The organism is Lelliottia nimipressuralis, assembly GCF_004402045.1.
In the GTDB taxonomy this organism is placed as follows: Bacteria; Pseudomonadota; Gammaproteobacteria; order Enterobacterales; family Enterobacteriaceae; genus Enterobacter; species Enterobacter chinensis.
The window spans coordinates 61073-77645 of the sequence record NZ_SOMG01000002.1 but is presented as its reverse complement, the minus strand read 5'-3'; the positions used below and the strand labels follow the sequence as shown (position 1 = coordinate 77645).

Below are 16573 nucleotides of genomic sequence, written 5' to 3'. Positions count from 1 at the left end.
ACGAACGTAGGCCGGGTAAGGCGAAGCCGCCACCCGGCAAATAACTACTTCATTCTCGCCATATAATACGCGTCCACATACTCGCCGTTGCGCAGGGCAAATTTCCTGCCGGTCCCTTCGATTTCAAACCCAAAATTTTTATAGAGTACAACTGCCGCTGGGTTATCGGCAAAGACCGTCAGTTCGATACGTTCAATGCGTAACCAGTTGTCGCACAGGTTAATCATTTCGCTCATGAGCCTGCGGCCTACGCCGCGACCCTGCATATCCGCAGCCACGCTTATGCCGAATGTGGCAACGTGGCTGCGACGCGGGTTTTCCATCACGTCCAGCGCCATATGCCCAATGACGCGCTGTTCCAGACAGGCAACAAGATGGCGTCGGCCTGGTTTTGTCGCAACGCGTTCGTGCCACATTTCCATTGAGGGATGAGGGAGCTGTAGCGTGTCGTGATACACATCAGGATGCGACATGATGTCACGCAAAGCTTCTGCATCGCTGGGTTCGATGTGGCGTATCACTATCTCACTCATTCCTTATTCCTCAGTCAGTTAAAGGTCCCTTCCAACATCAATGACTTTAAAATTTGAGTCAACCGCTATTTTTTGCAAAAAGTATTGGACAAGTGCGAATGAGAATGATTATTATTGCTCTGCATTCAGGAAGACCGCTACGGGAACCTGAAAGCACGACATTGCTCACATTGCTTCCAGTATTACTTTAGCCAGCTTCTAGCTGGCTTTTTTTTTGTTATGGTTAGACTCAGTAACCTTAAAAAGGACTGAGCCATGACACTACATTGCGCATTTATTGGATTTGGCAAAAGCACCACGCGTTACCACCTTCCGTACGTTCTTCACCGTAAAGATACCTGGCATGTGGCCCATATCTACCGCCGCCGCGCGAAGCCGGAAGAGCAATACCCGCAGTATTCCCATATTCATTTCACCAGCGATCTCGATGAGGTACTGGGCGACCCGCAGGTTAAACTGGTTATTGTCTGCACTCATGCGGACAGCCATTTTGACTATGCGAAACGCGCGCTCGAAGCGGGCAAAAACGTGCTGGTAGAAAAGCCCTTCACCCCGACTATCGCGGAAGCGAAAGCGCTGTTCGCGCTGGCGAAAAGCAAAGGACTGACCGTTACGCCGTATCAGAACCGTCGCTTTGACAGCTGCTTCCTGACGGCGAAAAAAGCGATTGAAAGCGGCAAGCTGGGCGACATTGTGGAAATTGAAAGTCACTTCGACTACTACCGCCCGGTGGTTGAAACCCAGCCCGGGCTGCCGCAGGATGGTTCCTTCTACGGGCTGGGCGTGCACACCATGGACCAGATCATCTCCCTGTTTGGCCGCCCGGATCATGTCGCTTATGACATCCGCAGCCTGCGGAATAAAGCCAACCCGGACGATACCTTTGAAGCGCAGCTGTTCTACGGCGACCTCAAAGCCATCGTCAAGACCAGCCATCTGGTGAAAATCGACTATCCGAAATTTATCGTTCACGGCGCCAAAGGTTCGTTCATTAAGTACGGTATTGACCAGCAGGAGACCAGCCTGAAGGCCAACATCATGCCGGGTGAGCCGGGATTTGCGGCGGATGATTCCGTTGGCGTGCTGGAGTATGTGAACGACGAGGGCGTGACGGTCAAAGAAACGCTGAAACCGGAAACTGGCGACTATGGTCGCGTCTATGATGCGCTGTTTGAGACCCTCACCAATGGTACGCCGAATTACGTCAAGGAATCTGACGTTCTGACCAATCTTGAAATCCTCGAACGGGCCTTCGAACAGGCTTCTCCTGCCACGGTAACCCTCGCGAAATAAGCAAAAATGGCTCCTCTGCGCTTGTTCATAATTTTTGAACAGAGGAGTCAATTTTCACCCTCTATGATCCCAGACGGTTTGCGTCCACACTTACTCCATCGAAACGAACTGAGGGTGAAAACAATGATCTACTTACGCAAAGCAAACGAACGTGGTCACGCGAATCATGGCTGGCTGGACTCATGGCATTCATTCTCGTTTGCCGACTACTACGACCCGAACTTCATGGGCTTCTCCGCACTGCGCGTCATTAACGACGACGTGATTGATGCAGGCCAGGGATTCGGCACCCACCCGCACAAAGACATGGAAATCCTGACCTATGTGCTGGAAGGGGCGGTGGAGCACCAGGACAGCATGGGCAACAAAGAGCAGGTTCCGGCGGGCGAGTTCCAGATTATGAGCGCGGGTACCGGGGTGCGTCACTCCGAGTACAACCCGAGCAAAACGGAAAAACTGCACTTGTATCAAATCTGGATCATTCCAGAAGAAACCGGTATCACGCCACGCTACGAGCAGCGCCGCTTCGATGCGAAACAGGGCAAACAGCTGGTACTGTCCCCGGATGCGCGTGACGGTTCCCTGAAAGTACATCAGGATATGGAACTGTACCGCTGGGCGCTGGCGAAAGATGAACAGTCTGTGCATCAGATTGCCGCTAACCGCCGCGTGTGGATCCAGGTGGTGAAAGGTGAAGTGTCCATCAACGGCACCAAAGCGACAACCGCCGATGGTCTGGCTATCTGGGATGAGCAGGCGCTCTCCGTTCATGCCGACAGCGAAAGTGAAATTCTGCTGTTTGACCTGCCGCCGGTGTAATAAATCATAAATAAATGCCCATCCTTCCCTATGACAGGGGAAGGATGGGCTTTGTCCGTGATAAACTGAGAAAATCTCTCACTTCAAGATTTCTCAGGACGATGAAAAAGAAACGCCCCGTACTTCAGGATGTCGCCGATCGCGTCGGTGTGACCAAAATGACGGTCAGCCGTTTTTTACGTAACCCGGAACAGGTTTCCGTGGCGTTACGTGGCAAGATTGCCGCTGCCCTTGATGAACTGGGTTATATCCCCAACCGTGCACCCGATATTCTCTCCAATGCGACCAGCCGTGCGGTGGGGGTCCTCCTGCCTTCCTTAACCAACCAGGTTTTCGCCGAAGTCCTGCGCGGTATTGAAAGCGTCACTGACGCTTTTGGTTATCAGACCATGCTCGCCCACTACGGTTATAAGCCGGAACTGGAAGAAGAACGTCTGGAGTCCATGCTTTCCTGGAACATTGACGGCCTGATTTTAACCGAACGTACCCACACTGCCCGCACGCTCAAAATGATTGAAGTCGCCGGCATTCCGGTGGTGGAGCTGATGGACAGCCAGTCGCCGTGCCTCGACATCGCCGTGGGCTTTGATAACTTCGAAGCGGCGCGTCAGATGACGGCGGCAATTATCGCCCGCGGGCATCGTCATATCGCCTATCTGGGTGCGCGTCTTGATGAACGTACTATCATCAAACAGAAGGGATACGAGCAGGCAATGCTCGACGCGAACTTAACCCCGTACAGCGTGATGGTGGAGCAATCCTCTTCCTATACGTCGGGTATTGAGCTGATGCGTCAGGCACGACGCGAGTATCCGCAACTGGACGGTATTTTCTGTACCAACGATGACCTTGCGGTCGGCGCGGCGTTTGAGTGTCAGCGTCTGGGGCTGAAGATCCCTGATGATATGGCGATCGCCGGTTTCCACGGCCACGACATTGGACAGGTGATGGAGCCACGTCTGGCAAGCGTCCTGACCCCGCGTGAACGTATGGGCCGTATTGGCGCAGAACGCCTGCTGGCGCGCATTCGTGGCGAGACGGTTACCCCGAAAATGTTAGATTTAGGTTTCACCTTGTCACCGGGTGGATCTATTTGAACTGACAAATTTGAAGTAGCTCACACTTATTCACTTCGCGCACGTTTGGATATTGCTTCTCTTTTGCCCCGGCAGGACAATGTTACCGATAACTGTTACCCGTAACAATTGACTGAGGGACACCCTTTGAGCACGACTAATCATGATCACCACGTCTACGTCCTGATGGGCGTTTCCGGTAGCGGGAAATCAGCCGTGGCCAGCGAAGTGGCGCATCAACTCCAGGCTGCGTTTCTGGATGGTGACTTCCTCCATCCGCGCAGCAACATCATGAAAATGGCCTCCGGCGAGCCGCTGAACGACGACGACCGCAAACCGTGGTTGCAGGCGCTGAATGACGCCGCGTTCGCCATGCAGCGCACCAACAAAGTCTCCCTTATTGTCTGCTCTGCGCTGAAAAAAACCTATCGCGACCTGCTGCGTGACGGCAATCCGAACCTCTCTTTCATCTACCTGAAAGGGGACTTCGAGGTGATTGAAAGCCGCCTGAAGGCGCGTAAAGGTCACTTCTTCAAAACTCAGATGCTGGTGACGCAGTTCGAAGCGCTGCAGGAGCCGGGTGAAGATGAGAAAGACGTCTTAGTGGTTGATATCGATCAGTCACTGGAAGGTGTTGTAGCCAGCACCATCGAGGTCATTAATAAAAGGCAGTAAGTTTTGAGTACATTAACGCTAGTTTTGACAGCAGTGGGTTCCGTATTGCTGCTGCTGTTTTTAGTGATGAAGGCACGTATGCACGCCTTTGTTGCTTTGATGGTGGTTTCTATCGGTGCAGGTCTCTTTTCTGGGATGCCGCTCGACAAGATCGCTGCGACGATGGAAAAAGGGATGGGAGGCACGCTGGGCTTCCTGGCGATTGTGGTCGCACTTGGCGCGATGTTTGGCAAGATTTTGCACGAGACGGGCGCAGTCGACCAGATTGCCGTCAAAATGCTGAAATCCTTTGGCCACAGCCGCGCGCACTACGCGATAGGTCTGGCGGGATTGATCTGCGCGCTGCCGCTGTTCTTCGAAGTGGCCGTTGTGCTGCTGATAAGCGTCGCGTTCTCCATGGCGCGCCATACCGGCACTAACCTCGTGAAGCTGGTTATTCCACTGTTTGCGGGCGTGGCGGCAGCCGCAGCGTTTCTGCTGCCAGGACCCGCGCCGATGCTGCTCGCCTCCCAGATGCACGCTGATTTTGGCTGGATGATTCTGATTGGCCTGTGCGCGGCGATCCCGGGGATGATTATTGCCGGCCCGCTGTGGGGCAACTTCATCAGCCGTTACGTTGAGCTGCACATTCCGGATGACGTCACCGAGCCGCACCTGGGCGAAGGCAAAATGCCATCCTTCGGCTTCAGCCTGTCGCTGATCCTGCTGCCGCTGGTTCTCGTGGGTCTGAAAACCATCGCCGCACGCTTTGTGCCGGTAGGGTCTTCTGCCTACGAGTGGTTTGAGTTCATCGGTCACCCGTTCACGGCGATCCTGGTGGCCTGTCTGGTGGCGATTTACGGCCTGGCGATGCGTCAGGGGATGCCGAAAGACCGGGTGATGGAGATCTGCGGTGCAGCGCTGCAGCCTGCGGGGATTATCCTGCTGGTGATCGGTGCAGGCGGCGTGTTCAAGCAGGTACTGGTGGATTCTGGCGTGGGCCCGGCTCTGGGTGAAGCGCTGACCGGTATGGGTCTGCCGATTGCGGTAACCTGCTTTGTGCTGGCTGCGGCGGTGCGTATCATCCAGGGTTCCGCAACTGTGGCGTGTTTAACCGCCGTGGGTCTGGTGATGCCGGTGATTGAACAGCTGAACTACTCTGGTGCGCAGATGGCCGCGCTGTCTATCTGTATCGCAGGCGGTTCGATTGTGGTCTCCCACGTTAACGACGCAGGCTTCTGGCTGTTCGGTAAATTCACCGGCGCCACCGAAGCACAAACCCTGAAAACCTGGACGCTGATGGAAACCATCCTCGGCACGACGGGTGCGATTGTCGGGATGATTGCCTTTACGCTGCTGAGCTAAATGCGGTGAGTTAATAAGGCTTAAAAATAAGGCCCGGTAGCGTTAGCGCTTACCGGGCCTTTATATTATGCAGAACGACAGGCCGGGAAAGGTGAAACCACCTCCCGGCATTTTATTGTCACTCGTCCTGAGTGGCGCTCTCAATCGTCAAACGCACATCCGAGGTGATCAGCTCTGCCAGCATCTGGTATACCTTCAGCGTCTCTTCCGGCTCGGCATCGCCCGTATCACTGATGAAGCCTTCGTCACGCAGCGTCAGAACCAGAGAACTGAAGACCGCTTTGTCGAAGAATTCAGGGGCGTTAATGCCGTGCAGAACAGACAGGCGCTGTGCCAGCGTCCGGCTCTCTTTTTCCAGCGTACCGCGGTTGATCGACGGGTTTGCACTCAGCAGCCAGAACGTAATGGCGTAGCGCTGCAGCGTTTCGCGCGCACCGGCTGCCAGCAGCTGCAGGGTACGGGAGCGTGACGGATTGATGTGCAGCTCTTCATCCGTGACGGTGATCAGCCCCTGACGACGCAGTTCTTCCGTCAGTTTATCCAGCTCGCCTGCCAGCTCATCTTTGCTCCAGCGCAGGAACAGCTCCGCTTTCAGCATCGGATAGAGCGTATCAACGTGACGCAATAGCTCCTGACGCGAGATGCGGCGATGCTGGGTGATGATGGCCGCCATAAGCGACGGCAGCATCAGCATATGGGTGATGTTGTTGCGGTAGTACGTCATCAGCACTGCCTGCTCACGCGGCAGAATGATGATGTCGCCGATCGTGTCCTTTTCGACTTCAAACTTGTTCATCTGCAACGCGTGATCGATAAGCTCACTGGCGGTCGCAGAAGGCACGGTTGAATCAACCGAATACGGCACGTTGCGCATCATATCCAGATAGCAATCCAGCTGCTCTGTGAGCTGTTCACGGGTCAGCGAGCGCTGACGCGAAGCCAGAAGCGCCGTACAGCACAGGTTCATGGCGTTAGCCGCACCGGCGTTGTTAATGCGCACCATCAGCTCGGACGCAATGCCGTTAACCGTTGGCGTCAGCCAGGCCGGACGAATCGCTTCGATAGGATCGATGGACTCGCGCCACTCCGGTACGTGATGGTTCAGATACGTCATGAGCGGCATCGGCTCGCCAAAGTTCACGTAGCCCTGGCCCAGGTTGCGTAACTTACTCAAGCCACGCAGCATCTGCGGCAGGCTCTCTTTCTCTTTGGTCGCCCCACGCAGCTCTTTCGCGTAAGTACCCACTTCCATCACATGCTCATAGCCAATGTAGATTGGCACCAGCGTGATAGGGCGAGTCCCGCCGCGCAGCATGGCCTGAATGGTCATCGACAGCGTGCCGGTCTTCGGATCGAGCAGACGTCCGGTACGTGAACGACCGCCCTCGACGAAGTACTCAACGGAATAACCGCGGCTGAACAGCTCGCCCAGATACTCGCGGAAAACGGTGGAGTAGAGCTTGTTGCCCTTGAAGGTACGACGGATAAAGAAGGCGCCCAGGCGGCGGAAAATCGGACCTGCTGGCCAGAAATTCAGGTTGATACCGGCAGCGATGTGCGGCGGTACCAGCCCCTGGTGATAGAGCACATAAGAAAGAAGCAGGTAGTCCATGTGGCTGCGGTGGCAGGGAACATAGACAATTTCATGACCGTCATGCGCCAGCTGGCGTACACGCTCGGCGTTATGAACATTGATGCCCTGGTAGAGGCGGTTCCAGGTAAAGCCGAGAATACGATCGGAAAGGCGAATCATCTCGTAAGAGAAGTTCGCTGCGATCTCTTCCATCAGCGCAATGGCGTTCTGCTGCGCTTTCTCATGTGAAATTTTCTTGCTGCGCGCTTCGTCTTCAACGGCGCGGGCAATCGCTTTGGAAGCCAACAGCTTGTTGAACAGATCCTGACGCGCCGGGAGACGCGGCCCAACGGCAGCCAGACGCTGACGAGCGAAGTGCATACGCGCCACGCGCGCCAGTTTTTGCGCGATGATCTTGTCGGTGCCATGCTCGTCCGCCATTCGACGCAGCGAAACGGAAGGAGAGAAGCGCACAAAGCTGTCGCGTCCCAGCCAGGAGACCGCGAAGAACTTCTGGATGCCGTTAAGCATGCGCAGAGGTGGATTCTCTTCACCTTTTTCACGACCCGGGCGGCGACCAAACATCACCGATACCGGCACCATCTGCACATCCAGGTCAGGATTGCTGCGGTGCAGGTCCAGATAGTCATGGAACAGCTTGATGGACTCTTCTTTTGGCGTGTAATAGGTAAACACGCGAGGTCCACCATGAATGAACACGTAGCGCGGCAGCAGAGTGCCGTCAACTTCCAGCGGTTCAAGCGGGTCAGGTAAATCATGCGCCAGACACTGGGCGCGAAGCGTCAGTAAGTCTGCCTTCGAGTTATAAGGCAAAACGTACATAATAGGACGTGACGTATCGAGCCCCAATTCCAGCGCGGGTTCTGCTGGGATAGACTTGCTTTTTACCAGGATGCTTAATGGTAAATTAAGTAATTTGTAGTAAATTCGTGGCCAGCCGGACATAAACGATGTAAAGCCTCTGGTTAATAATGCAATTGCGGCGCAAGGATAACAGAAAGCGCGCAAAATTTCTGTTGTTACCCGTCATACTTAAGGCGGCAGCGAAACGCGCTGCTCCTGTAGTTACTGACGCTATTTCCAATAAAAGGTTCTTTTAATGGCCAATAATACCACTGGGTTAACCCGAATCATCAAAGCCGCCGGCTATTCCTGGAAAGGTTTCCGTGCCGCGTGGATCAATGAAGCCGCCTTTCGCCAGGAAGGCGTCGCCGCTATCATCGCGGTGATTATCGCTTGTTTCCTTGATATTGATGCGATAACACGCGTTCTTCTGATCGGCTCCGTGCTTCTGGTGATGATAGTGGAAATTCTTAATAGCGCTATTGAGGCTGTTGTTGACCGTATAGGTTCTGATTTCCACGAGCTCTCTGGCCGGGCAAAAGACATGGGCTCTGCTGCCGTGTTGCTGGCGATTATCACCGCCGTTATCACCTGGGTCACGCTGCTTTGGTCACATTTCCGATGAGCCTCGAGGAATAATTAAGTCCCTGGTTTTTTGTGCAGTTTTTGGTTCCAAAATCGCCTTTGACTGTATATACTCACAGCATAACTGTATATACACCCAGGGGGCGGAATGAAAGCGTTAACGACCAGGCAGCAAGAGGTGTTTGATCTCATCCGGGATCATATCGGCCAGACGGGTATGCCACCCACGCGTGCGGAAATCGCTCAGCGTCTGGGCTTCCGTTCTCCGAATGCTGCCGAAGAACACCTGAAAGCGCTGGCGCGTAAGGGCGTGATTGAGATTGTTTCGGGCGCGTCCCGCGGTATCCGCCTGCTGGTGGAAGAAGAGACGGGCATTCCGCTGGTGGGGCGTGTTGCTGCAGGTGAGCCTTTACTGGCACAGCAGCATATTGAAGGCCACTACCAGGTCGATCCAGCCATGTTCAAACCGAGCGCTGATTTCCTGCTGCGCGTAAGCGGTATGTCGATGAAAGACATCGGCATTCTTGACGGCGATCTGCTGGCGGTTCACAAAACGCAGGATGTGCGCAATGGCCAGGTTGTGGTCGCACGCATCGATGACGAAGTCACCGTCAAGCGTCTTAAAAAACAGGGTAACACCGTCCAGTTGTTGCCTGAAAACAATGAGTTCTCCCCGATTGTGGTGGATCTCCGTGAGCATAATTTCTCTATCGAAGGACTGGCGGTTGGGGTCATTCGCAACGGTGAATGGCTCTAATCTCTTCCTGACAGGCTACGGCTCCGCTGTAGCCTGATTCATTTCCTGCTCCCGGTATTTTTCATGTCACTGCTGACGGCATCAGATAAGGCATTGTGGCGTCTTGCTCTGCCGATGATTTTCTCCAACATCACCGTGCCCTTGCTGGGTCTGGTCGATACTGCTGTTATTGGTCATCTTGATTCCCCTGTTTATCTTGGCGGCGTGGCCATTGGCGCGACGGCAACGAGCTTCCTGTTTATGTTGCTGCTCTTTTTGCGCATGAGTACCACCGGACTTACCGCACAGGCTTATGGTGCAAAAGATCCGTTGCGTCTGGCTCGCGCGCTGGTGCAGCCGCTGATACTTGCGCTTGGTGCGGGTGCGTTAATCGTTTTACTGCGCGCTCCCCTGATTGACCTTGCGCTCCATATCGTGGGCGGCAGCGAGGCGGTACTGGAGCAGGCGCGACGTTTCCTTGAAATCCGCTGGCTCAGCGCGCCCGCCTCGCTGGCAAACCTGGTCCTGCTGGGGTGGCTACTGGGCGTACAGTATGCCCGTGCGCCAGTGATTCTGCTGGTGGTGGGTAACCTTCTCAACATTGTGCTGGATATCTGGCTGGTGATGGGCCTGCACATGAACGTGCAGGGGGCGGCACTGGCGACTGCGATTGCAGAATACGGGACCTTTATTATTGGTCTGTGGATGGTCTGGCGTGTTCTGGCGATGCGCGGGATCTCCCTTGCGCTGCTTAAAACCGCATGGCGTGGGAATATCCGTAAGCTGCTGGCGCTCAACCGTGACATCATGCTGCGCTCGCTGCTTCTTCAACTCTGTTTCGGCGCGCTGACGGTTTTCGGGGCCCGGCTGGGGCCAGAAATTGTCGCGGTCAACGCGGTATTGATGACGCTCCTGACCTTTACTGCCTACGCACTGGACGGCTTTGCCTATGCGGTTGAAGCGCATTCTGGACAGGCATACGGTGCGCGCGAAAGCGGGCAGCTCCAGGATGTCTGGCGGGCAGCCTGCCGTCAGTCGGGACTGGTCGCGCTGGCGTTTGGTCTGGTTTACGCCTGTTTTGGCCAGCAGATCGTTGCGTTACTCACCTCTCTTTCTTCACTGCGCGAGCTGGCGAGCCATTACCTTATCTGGCAGGTGATTTTACCGGTGGTCGGCGTCTGGTGTTATCTCCTGGACGGCATGTTTATTGGTGCGACGCGCGGAGCCGAAATGCGTAACAGCATGGCTGTCGCTGCGGCAGGGTTTGGCCTGACGCTGCTGACGCTCCCGTGGCTTGGTAACCACGGTTTATGGCTGGCCCTTGCCGTCTTCCTCTCGCTGCGGGGGATATCGCTGGCTTTTATCTGGCGGCGCCACTGGCGGAACAATACCTGGTTCCCCTCGCGTCACGATATATCGTGACGGTTAAAGATTCCGAATATGAAACCAACTGCCGAATCCTTAACTACAATAATCATTACGTCCAGCAGAAAAGAACGTAACGGACGTTACGACCCGACGCTTAACTAAGAGGACACGATGATGAATAAAGACGAAATCGGCGGCAACTGGAAGCAGTTCAAAGGTAAAGCGAAAGAACAGTGGGGTAAGCTGACTGATGACGATATGACCGTCATTGAAGGTAAACGCGATCAGCTTGTCGGTAAAATCCAGGAGCGTTACGGCTACGCAAAAGACCAGGCGGAAAAAGAAGTGGGCGACTGGGAAAAACGCAACGACTACCGCTGGTAACCGGGCTATACCCGAAGTACAAGGAAGTACACTCTGAGGCGGCCATGAGCCGCCTTTGCTTTTGCTGCTAACGCGGCTTTTTCTTCACGAGAATAGAGTGGTCGTGCTGACATGCATCCTGATGACGACAGGCTTCCACTTCCACGCACGCTGAGCACAGCCCGTGTGCTTCAATCACGTTATGACGCAGGGCAAAGCCCATTTTAGCGGCCAGCGAATGCATAATGTCTTCCACGCCTTCCGCGCCTTCTTCTTTCACCGCTCCACAGCGATCGCAGATAAACATCGCCGATGTATGCGTTGGCTGATCGAACAGATGGCACAGCACATAGCTGTTTGTGGACTCCACTTTATGCACGAACCCTTGTTCCAGCAGGAAATCCAGCGCGCGATAGACCGTCGGTGGCTTCGCCTGCGGCTCGCTTTCGCGAAGCAGGTCGAGCAGGTCGTAGGCACTGATGGCGCCCTGCTGCAGGCTCATCAGACGTAAGACTTCAAGGCGCTGCGGAGTCAGGCGCACATTGCGTTGCGCGCACAGCTTTTCGGCCTGCGCTAACAGCTCTTTTGTGGACTTATCCATTTAGCACCCCGGATGTTATAGGACGGAAAACCCTCACTTTATCATGTTCTGGTAAAAACACCGAGATCCGCCAGTCTGTGCTATACCTGACCCATCGCAAACCGGGAAATAAACAATGAAAAGACCTGACTGTATTCGGCACTGGCGCGACGTAGAAGGCGCGGATGATTCGACCTATCCAGACAGTGATGAGCTGTTTGCTATCGGTGCACCGCTCGCTCGCAAGCTTGGGCTCGGGCGCATTGGCATCCATCATGAGCGTTTGCCGCCAGGACGCAGAACGTCCTATCCCCATGCGGAAAGCGACGAAGAAGAGTTCATTTACGTGCTTGAAGGCTACCCTGAAGCCTGGATTAATGGCTATTTGTGGAAACTTGAACCGGGCGACAGCGTAGGGTTTCCCGCCGGAACCGGTATCTGCCATACCTTTATCAACAATACGGATGAAGAGGTTCGGTTACTGGTCGTTGGCGAGGCCAACAAGAAGCACAACCGCATCTACTACCCGCTCAACCCCGTGTATGCCGCCACGCGTGAGGATCGCTGGGTCGACCATCCTCCCCAGTTTTTTGGACCGCATGATGGAAAACCTGGGAAAAAATAATTTCCTCTTCTATAAATATTGAGGGCCGTCACAAATTATAACAGGCCGTAAGGGAGTTTTACTTAGGGATAGAAATAGCGGGTCTTTTACTACTTATTCACAGCAATAGTTCGTTCCTGTTTGGGTGATAACAGACAGGGGTTATTTCATAACAGACTATAACGGGCATACTGTGAACAAAAATTTTAAATTTTCGGTGGTGAGTATCGCTGTCTCCTTGTTTATGGCAAATCAGGCGGGAGCAGCCAATACCTGGACAGAATCACGTAGCGACGCAATGGGTGGCACTGGCGTTGCCTCCGGGAGCTATGGCAGTGGGGCGTTAATCAACCCCGCGCTGCTGGCAAAGGCAAAACCGGACGATGATGTGACGGTTATCTTGCCTTCGGTCGGCGCGCAGATCACAGATAAAGACAATCTTCAGGATGAGATTGATAATATCAACGACAAAATTAACCACTATAAATACGTGGTGGATAATCTTACGCCGATTGAAATCATCACTAATCCGCTGGGTTCTATTAACCAGTTCCAGGGCGCAGCAAAAGATCTTGCCGATGAGCTGGACTATCTCAAGGGCAAAACCGCACGCGCGACGGCAGGGGCTGGCATTGCCGTAAGTATCCCTAACGACGTGCTTTCTGTGGCCTTTATGGCGAAAGGCTATGCCCATGGTCGGGTGAGCTCGTCTATCGATCAACAAGACATTGATTATCTGCGCGGTATACAAAAAAGCGATGCGGTAGCGGCCGGCGTTGCTCTGGACGCTGCGATAAGAGGCACGGATCAAATCACCAAAAACCTCAACTCAACGGCTTCTGGCCGGGCGGCAATTGTATCCGACTACGGCGTTGCTGTTGCTCGTCAGTTCGATCTTGGCGGCATTCCAGTTTCCGTGGGCGTGACGCCAAAACTGCAAAAAACCTGGGTCTATAACTACACCACCTCAATCTACGATTACGACAGTAATAAGTGGAACGACAGCCGCTATCGCACAGACGATACGGGCTTTAACGTTGATGCCGGTATTGCGGCTGATTTCGGCGAAAACTGGACGGTCGGCGTGAGCGGACAAAACCTGATGTCGCGTGATATCGATACCAAAGACATCCGTATTCGCAACGGGCGTACCGGGGAAGTGGTGAGCTATAAAGATACCTATCAGATCCGTCCACTGGTGACCGCCGGTGCCGCCTGGCATAACGATCTGGTGACGCTGACTGCTGATGGCGATCTGACGGAAACCAAAGGCTTCAAGAGCGAAGATACCTCACAGTATGTTGGCGTCGGTGCTGAGGTTACGCCGCTGAGCTGGCTGGCAGTGCGTGCGGGTTATCGCGCGGACGTGAAGGGTAACGACAGCAATGTCTTTACCGGCGGCGTTGGTTTCGCGCCGTTTAGCACCGTTCATGTTGACCTGATGGGTCTGTACGGTGAAGACGAAACCTGGGGCGCAGGGGCTCAGCTGAGCATGACGTTCTAAAGTCCACCGGAGGCGCTGCGCCTCCGGCTTTTCTTTGTGCTATAGTAGCGCCCCTTTTCCACCAGATGCTTAAAACTTCGCCATGTCGTCAGAATTACAGACTGCTTTTCCCGCACACCGTTTTTCCATTGCGCCAATGCTCGACTGGACGGACAGACACTGTCGCTACTTCCTGCGTCAGCTCTCCCGCCATACGCTGCTGTACACCGAAATGGTGACCACGGGCGCAATCATCCACGGGAAGGGAGACTACCTGGCCTATAGCGAAGAAGAGCATCCGGTTGCCCTGCAGTTGGGCGGTAGCGATCCGGCCGCGCTCGCGCAGTGTGCGAAACTGGCAGAAGCGCGCGGCTACGACGAGATCAACCTGAACGTTGGCTGTCCGTCCGATCGCGTGCAAAACGGCATGTTTGGTGCCTGCCTGATGGGGAACGCGCAGCTGGTTGCGGACTGTATCAAGGCGATGCGCGACGTGGTCTCCATTCCGGTGACGGTTAAAACCCGTATCGGCATTGACGACCAGGACAGCTACGAATTCCTGTGCGATTTTATCAATACGGTTTCCGGCAAGGGTGAATGCGAGATGTTTATCATTCACGCGCGCAAAGCCTGGCTTTCTGGCCTGAGCCCGAAAGAGAACCGTGAAATTCCGCCGCTGGACTATCCTCGCGTGTACCAGCTGAAGCGTGATTTCCCGCACCTGACGATGTCGATTAACGGCGGCATCAAGTCGCTGGAAGAGGCCAAAGCGCATCTGGCGCATATGGATGGCGTCATGGTCGGGCGTGAGGCGTATCAGAATCCAGGTATTCTGGCGACGGTCGATCGTGAAATCTTTGGCGTTGAAGGGACAGACAGCGATCCGGTTGCGGTGGTGAGAGCGATGTATCCGTACATTGAGCGCGAGTTGAGCAACGGTACGTATCTCGGCCATATCACCCGCCATATGCTCGGCCTGTTCCAGGGGATCCCCGGGGCGCGCCAGTGGCGTCGCTATCTAAGCGAGAACGCTCATAAAGCCGGAGCCGATATTGAGGTGCTGGAGCACGCGCTGCGTCTGGTCGCGGATAAACGATAAGTTACGCTAAAAAGTCGTCAAATTCACCACGCCCTGCGAATTCTCGCGGGGCGTTTTTCTTTAAGAACAAGATGTTAGCTTTGGCATGGATCTTGTAATGCTTACTGCATTACTCGGGAACTCGTGGGAGAGCATCATGCTGGAACTACTTTTTGTGATTGGCTTCTTTGTCATGCTGTTAGCGACAGGCGTTTCGCTGCTCGGCATTCTGGCGGCTATCGTTGTGGCGACGGTGGTTATGTTTATTGGCGGATTGTTTGCCCTGACGATCAAGCTGCTGCCGTGGTTACTGCTGGCCATTGCGGTGGTGTGGGTGATTCGGGCGATTAAAGCGCCAAAAGTGCCCAGTTATCAGCGCAATAACCGTTTTCGTTACTAAGGTATTGAGGGGTTCGTCACATACTTGTAACTTTTCCGGCAGCGGGGCTTAGAACAGAATAGGATTTACTTATCGAATCTGTCACTATGACTGCCGTTAAAGAATTCATCGAGCTGTACCCTACATACAGCCGAACTAAAAAAAGAAAGGGCTTCCTCAGGGAAGCCCAATTTCTTTTTGGGCTCATGGAATCAACAAGCTCGACCCCTGCGTTGCCCGGCTCTCCAGCACCTCATGCGCGCGCTGCGCATCGGTTAGCGCGTATTTCTGCGCATCAGCCACATCCACTTTAATGACGCCGCTGGCGATCAGCGAGAACAACTCGTTGCTGGCCTCAATCAGTTCTTCCCGGTTGGTGATGTATCCTTGCAGGGAAGGGCGTGTCACATACAGAGAACCCTTCTGGTTCAGAATGCCCAGGTTAACGCCGGTTACCGCGCCTGACGCATTCCCGAAGCTCACCATCAGACCACGGCGCTGCAGGCAGTCCAGCGAGGCTTCCCAGGTATCTTTCCCCACCGAGTCATACACGACCCGCACTTTTTGACCGTGCGTGATCTCTTTTAGCCGTTCAGCAATGCTCTCTTCACGGTAGTTGATGACCTGCCATGCACCGGCCTGCAGCGCACGCTGTGCTTTCTGGGCGCTGCCTACGGTGCCGATAAGCTTCGCGCCCAGCGCCTTCGCCCACTGGCAGGCGATCAGCCCCACGCCACCCGCAGCGGCATGGAACAGGAACTGCTCGTCGGGTTTGATTTCATAGGTTTTGCGCAGCAGGTAAAAGACGGTCAGTCCTTTCAGGAATGAGGCGGCAGCCTGTTCAAAAGAGATGGCATTAGGCAGAAGGGCGGCTTTGTCCGCCGGGACGTTATGAACGGAGCTGTAAGCCCCCAGGGCAGACTGCGCATACACCACGCGGTCGCCCTCTTTGATATGTTTAACGGCGCTGCCAACTTTGATGACCACGCCAGCCGCCTCCGTTCCCAGCCCGCTTGGCATCGACGGAGGTGGGTAGAGACCGCCGCGAATGTAGGTGTCGATGTAGTTAATGCCAATCGCTTTGTTTTCAACCTGGATTTCATTTTCGCCAGGTGCGGCGGGGGTAAACTCCACCGCTTTAAGCACCTCTGGTCCACCGTGTTTCTGGAATTCAATGCGCGTTGCCATGCTCCCTCCGTCAGAAAAATATGGTAATCTTT

At 54.5% G+C, this 16573-nt stretch carries 17 protein-coding genes; 13 read left to right on the top strand and 4 right to left on the bottom strand.

The window, feature by feature from the left end; all coding sequences use genetic code 11:
- Positions 1 to 44: 44 nt before the first annotated feature.
- A complete protein-coding gene (gene yhhY, locus E3U32_RS00890) occupies positions 45 to 533 on the bottom strand; it encodes an N-acetyltransferase (RefSeq protein WP_134347322.1) in 489 nt (162 codons plus the stop codon).
- A gap of 255 nt (positions 534 to 788) precedes the next feature.
- Between yhhY and E3U32_RS00885 the strand changes: the two genes are divergently transcribed.
- The 5 genes from E3U32_RS00885 to gntU all read left to right on the top strand — a co-directional run bounded on the left by E3U32_RS00885 (position 789) and on the right by gntU (position 5740).
- A complete protein-coding gene (locus tag E3U32_RS00885) occupies positions 789 to 1826 on the top strand; it encodes an oxidoreductase (RefSeq protein WP_134347321.1) in 1038 nt (345 codons plus the stop codon).
- 123 nt (positions 1827 to 1949) lie between these two features.
- Complete coding sequence (locus tag E3U32_RS00880; RefSeq protein WP_014171990.1) at positions 1950 to 2645, top strand: pirin family protein; 696 nt, start codon at positions 1950 to 1952, stop codon at positions 2643 to 2645.
- A 101-nt stretch (positions 2646 to 2746) separates the two neighbouring features.
- Positions 2747 to 3742, top strand: a complete 996-nt coding sequence (gene gntR / locus E3U32_RS00875; RefSeq protein ID WP_021242747.1) for a gluconate operon transcriptional repressor GntR — start codon at positions 2747 to 2749, stop codon at positions 3740 to 3742.
- Positions 3743 to 3868: 126 nt separating this feature from the next.
- Complete coding sequence (gene gntK / locus E3U32_RS00870; protein WP_008503362.1) at positions 3869 to 4396, top strand: gluconokinase; 528 nt, start codon at positions 3869 to 3871, stop codon at positions 4394 to 4396.
- Between the two features lie 3 nt (positions 4397 to 4399).
- Entirely contained in the window at positions 4400 to 5740 is a 1341-nt protein-coding gene (gene gntU / locus E3U32_RS00865; protein ID WP_023310036.1) for a gluconate transporter, read from the top strand.
- A 118-nt stretch (positions 5741 to 5858) separates the two neighbouring features.
- On the opposite strand, the gene plsB is transcribed toward gntU, so the two are convergent.
- Positions 5859 to 8279 (bottom strand): glycerol-3-phosphate 1-O-acyltransferase PlsB, encoded by a 2421-nt coding sequence (plsB, locus tag E3U32_RS00860; protein WP_134347320.1) that lies wholly within the window; start codon positions 8277 to 8279, stop codon positions 5859 to 5861.
- A 154-nt stretch (positions 8280 to 8433) separates the two neighbouring features.
- Here plsB and E3U32_RS00855 point away from each other — a divergent pair, with 154 nt between their 5' ends.
- The 4 genes from E3U32_RS00855 (at position 8434) to E3U32_RS00840 (ending at position 11250) form a co-directional block, all read left to right on the top strand.
- A complete protein-coding gene (locus E3U32_RS00855) occupies positions 8434 to 8802 on the top strand; it encodes a diacylglycerol kinase (protein WP_028017941.1) in 369 nt (122 codons plus the stop codon).
- A gap of 108 nt (positions 8803 to 8910) precedes the next feature.
- Positions 8911 to 9519, top strand: a complete 609-nt coding sequence (gene lexA, locus E3U32_RS00850; RefSeq protein WP_024906710.1) for a transcriptional repressor LexA — start codon at positions 8911 to 8913, stop codon at positions 9517 to 9519.
- 63 nt (positions 9520 to 9582) lie between these two features.
- The gene (gene dinF / locus E3U32_RS00845; protein ID WP_134347319.1) at positions 9583 to 10920 is read left to right on the top strand and encodes an MATE family efflux transporter DinF; all 1338 of its coding nucleotides are present in this window, start codon (positions 9583 to 9585) and stop codon (positions 10918 to 10920) included.
- A gap of 120 nt (positions 10921 to 11040) precedes the next feature.
- Positions 11041 to 11250 (top strand): CsbD family protein, encoded by a 210-nt coding sequence (locus E3U32_RS00840; protein ID WP_014830284.1) that lies wholly within the window; start codon positions 11041 to 11043, stop codon positions 11248 to 11250.
- Between the two features lie 67 nt (positions 11251 to 11317).
- Here the strand turns inward: E3U32_RS00840 and zur are convergent, their stop codons facing one another.
- Positions 11318 to 11830 carry a zinc uptake transcriptional repressor Zur gene (zur, locus tag E3U32_RS00835; RefSeq protein WP_134347318.1) on the bottom strand — a complete coding sequence of 171 codons (513 nt, stop codon included), beginning with the start codon at positions 11828 to 11830 and terminating at the stop codon, positions 11318 to 11320.
- A gap of 115 nt (positions 11831 to 11945) precedes the next feature.
- Between zur and E3U32_RS00830 the strand changes: the two genes are divergently transcribed.
- The 4 genes from E3U32_RS00830 (at position 11946) to pspG (ending at position 15374) form a co-directional block, all read left to right on the top strand.
- Positions 11946 to 12434 (top strand): cupin domain-containing protein, encoded by a 489-nt coding sequence (locus tag E3U32_RS00830; RefSeq protein ID WP_134347317.1) that lies wholly within the window; start codon positions 11946 to 11948, stop codon positions 12432 to 12434.
- Between the two features lie 172 nt (positions 12435 to 12606).
- A complete protein-coding gene (locus E3U32_RS00825; RefSeq protein WP_134347316.1) occupies positions 12607 to 13917 on the top strand; it encodes a conjugal transfer protein TraF in 1311 nt (436 codons plus the stop codon).
- An 82-nt stretch (positions 13918 to 13999) separates the two neighbouring features.
- Positions 14000 to 14995, top strand: a complete 996-nt coding sequence (gene dusA, locus E3U32_RS00820) for a tRNA dihydrouridine(20/20a) synthase DusA (protein WP_134347315.1) — start codon at positions 14000 to 14002, stop codon at positions 14993 to 14995.
- Between the two features lie 136 nt (positions 14996 to 15131).
- On the top strand, positions 15132 to 15374 hold the full coding sequence (pspG, locus tag E3U32_RS00815) for an envelope stress response protein PspG (RefSeq protein WP_023310044.1): 243 nt from the start codon (positions 15132 to 15134) through the stop codon (positions 15372 to 15374).
- Between the two features lie 183 nt (positions 15375 to 15557).
- On the opposite strand, the gene E3U32_RS00810 is transcribed toward pspG, so the two are convergent.
- Positions 15558 to 16541, bottom strand: coding sequence for a quinone oxidoreductase (locus E3U32_RS00810; protein WP_134347314.1), 984 nt, complete (start codon positions 16539 to 16541; stop codon positions 15558 to 15560).
- Positions 16542 to 16573: the final 32 nt, after the last annotated feature.

Excerpts from the sequence above, each read along its gene's own strand:
- yhhY (WP_134347322.1), bottom strand. The coding sequence starts at position 533 with ATGAGTGAGATAGTGATACGCCACATCGAACCCAGCGATGCAGAAGCT.
- E3U32_RS00885 (WP_134347321.1), top strand. The coding sequence starts at position 789 with ATGACACTACATTGCGCATTTATTGGATTTGGCAAAAGCACCACGCGT.
- E3U32_RS00880 (WP_014171990.1), top strand. The coding sequence starts at position 1,950 with ATGATCTACTTACGCAAAGCAAACGAACGTGGTCACGCGAATCATGGC.
- gntR (WP_021242747.1), top strand. The coding sequence starts at position 2,747 with ATGAAAAAGAAACGCCCCGTACTTCAGGATGTCGCCGATCGCGTCGGT.
- plsB (WP_134347320.1), bottom strand. The coding sequence starts at position 8,279 with ATGTCCGGCTGGCCACGAATTTACTACAAATTACTTAATTTACCATTA.
- E3U32_RS00855 (WP_028017941.1), top strand. The coding sequence starts at position 8,434 with ATGGCCAATAATACCACTGGGTTAACCCGAATCATCAAAGCCGCCGGC.
- lexA (WP_024906710.1), top strand. The coding sequence starts at position 8,911 with ATGAAAGCGTTAACGACCAGGCAGCAAGAGGTGTTTGATCTCATCCGG.
- dinF (WP_134347319.1), top strand. The coding sequence starts at position 9,583 with ATGTCACTGCTGACGGCATCAGATAAGGCATTGTGGCGTCTTGCTCTG.
- E3U32_RS00840 (WP_014830284.1), top strand. The coding sequence starts at position 11,041 with ATGAATAAAGACGAAATCGGCGGCAACTGGAAGCAGTTCAAAGGTAAA.
- zur (WP_134347318.1), bottom strand. The coding sequence starts at position 11,830 with ATGGATAAGTCCACAAAAGAGCTGTTAGCGCAGGCCGAAAAGCTGTGC.
- E3U32_RS00830 (WP_134347317.1), top strand. The coding sequence starts at position 11,946 with ATGAAAAGACCTGACTGTATTCGGCACTGGCGCGACGTAGAAGGCGCG.
- dusA (WP_134347315.1), top strand. The coding sequence starts at position 14,000 with ATGTCGTCAGAATTACAGACTGCTTTTCCCGCACACCGTTTTTCCATT.
- pspG (WP_023310044.1), top strand. The coding sequence starts at position 15,132 with ATGCTGGAACTACTTTTTGTGATTGGCTTCTTTGTCATGCTGTTAGCG.
- E3U32_RS00810 (WP_134347314.1), bottom strand. The coding sequence starts at position 16,541 with ATGGCAACGCGCATTGAATTCCAGAAACACGGTGGACCAGAGGTGCTT.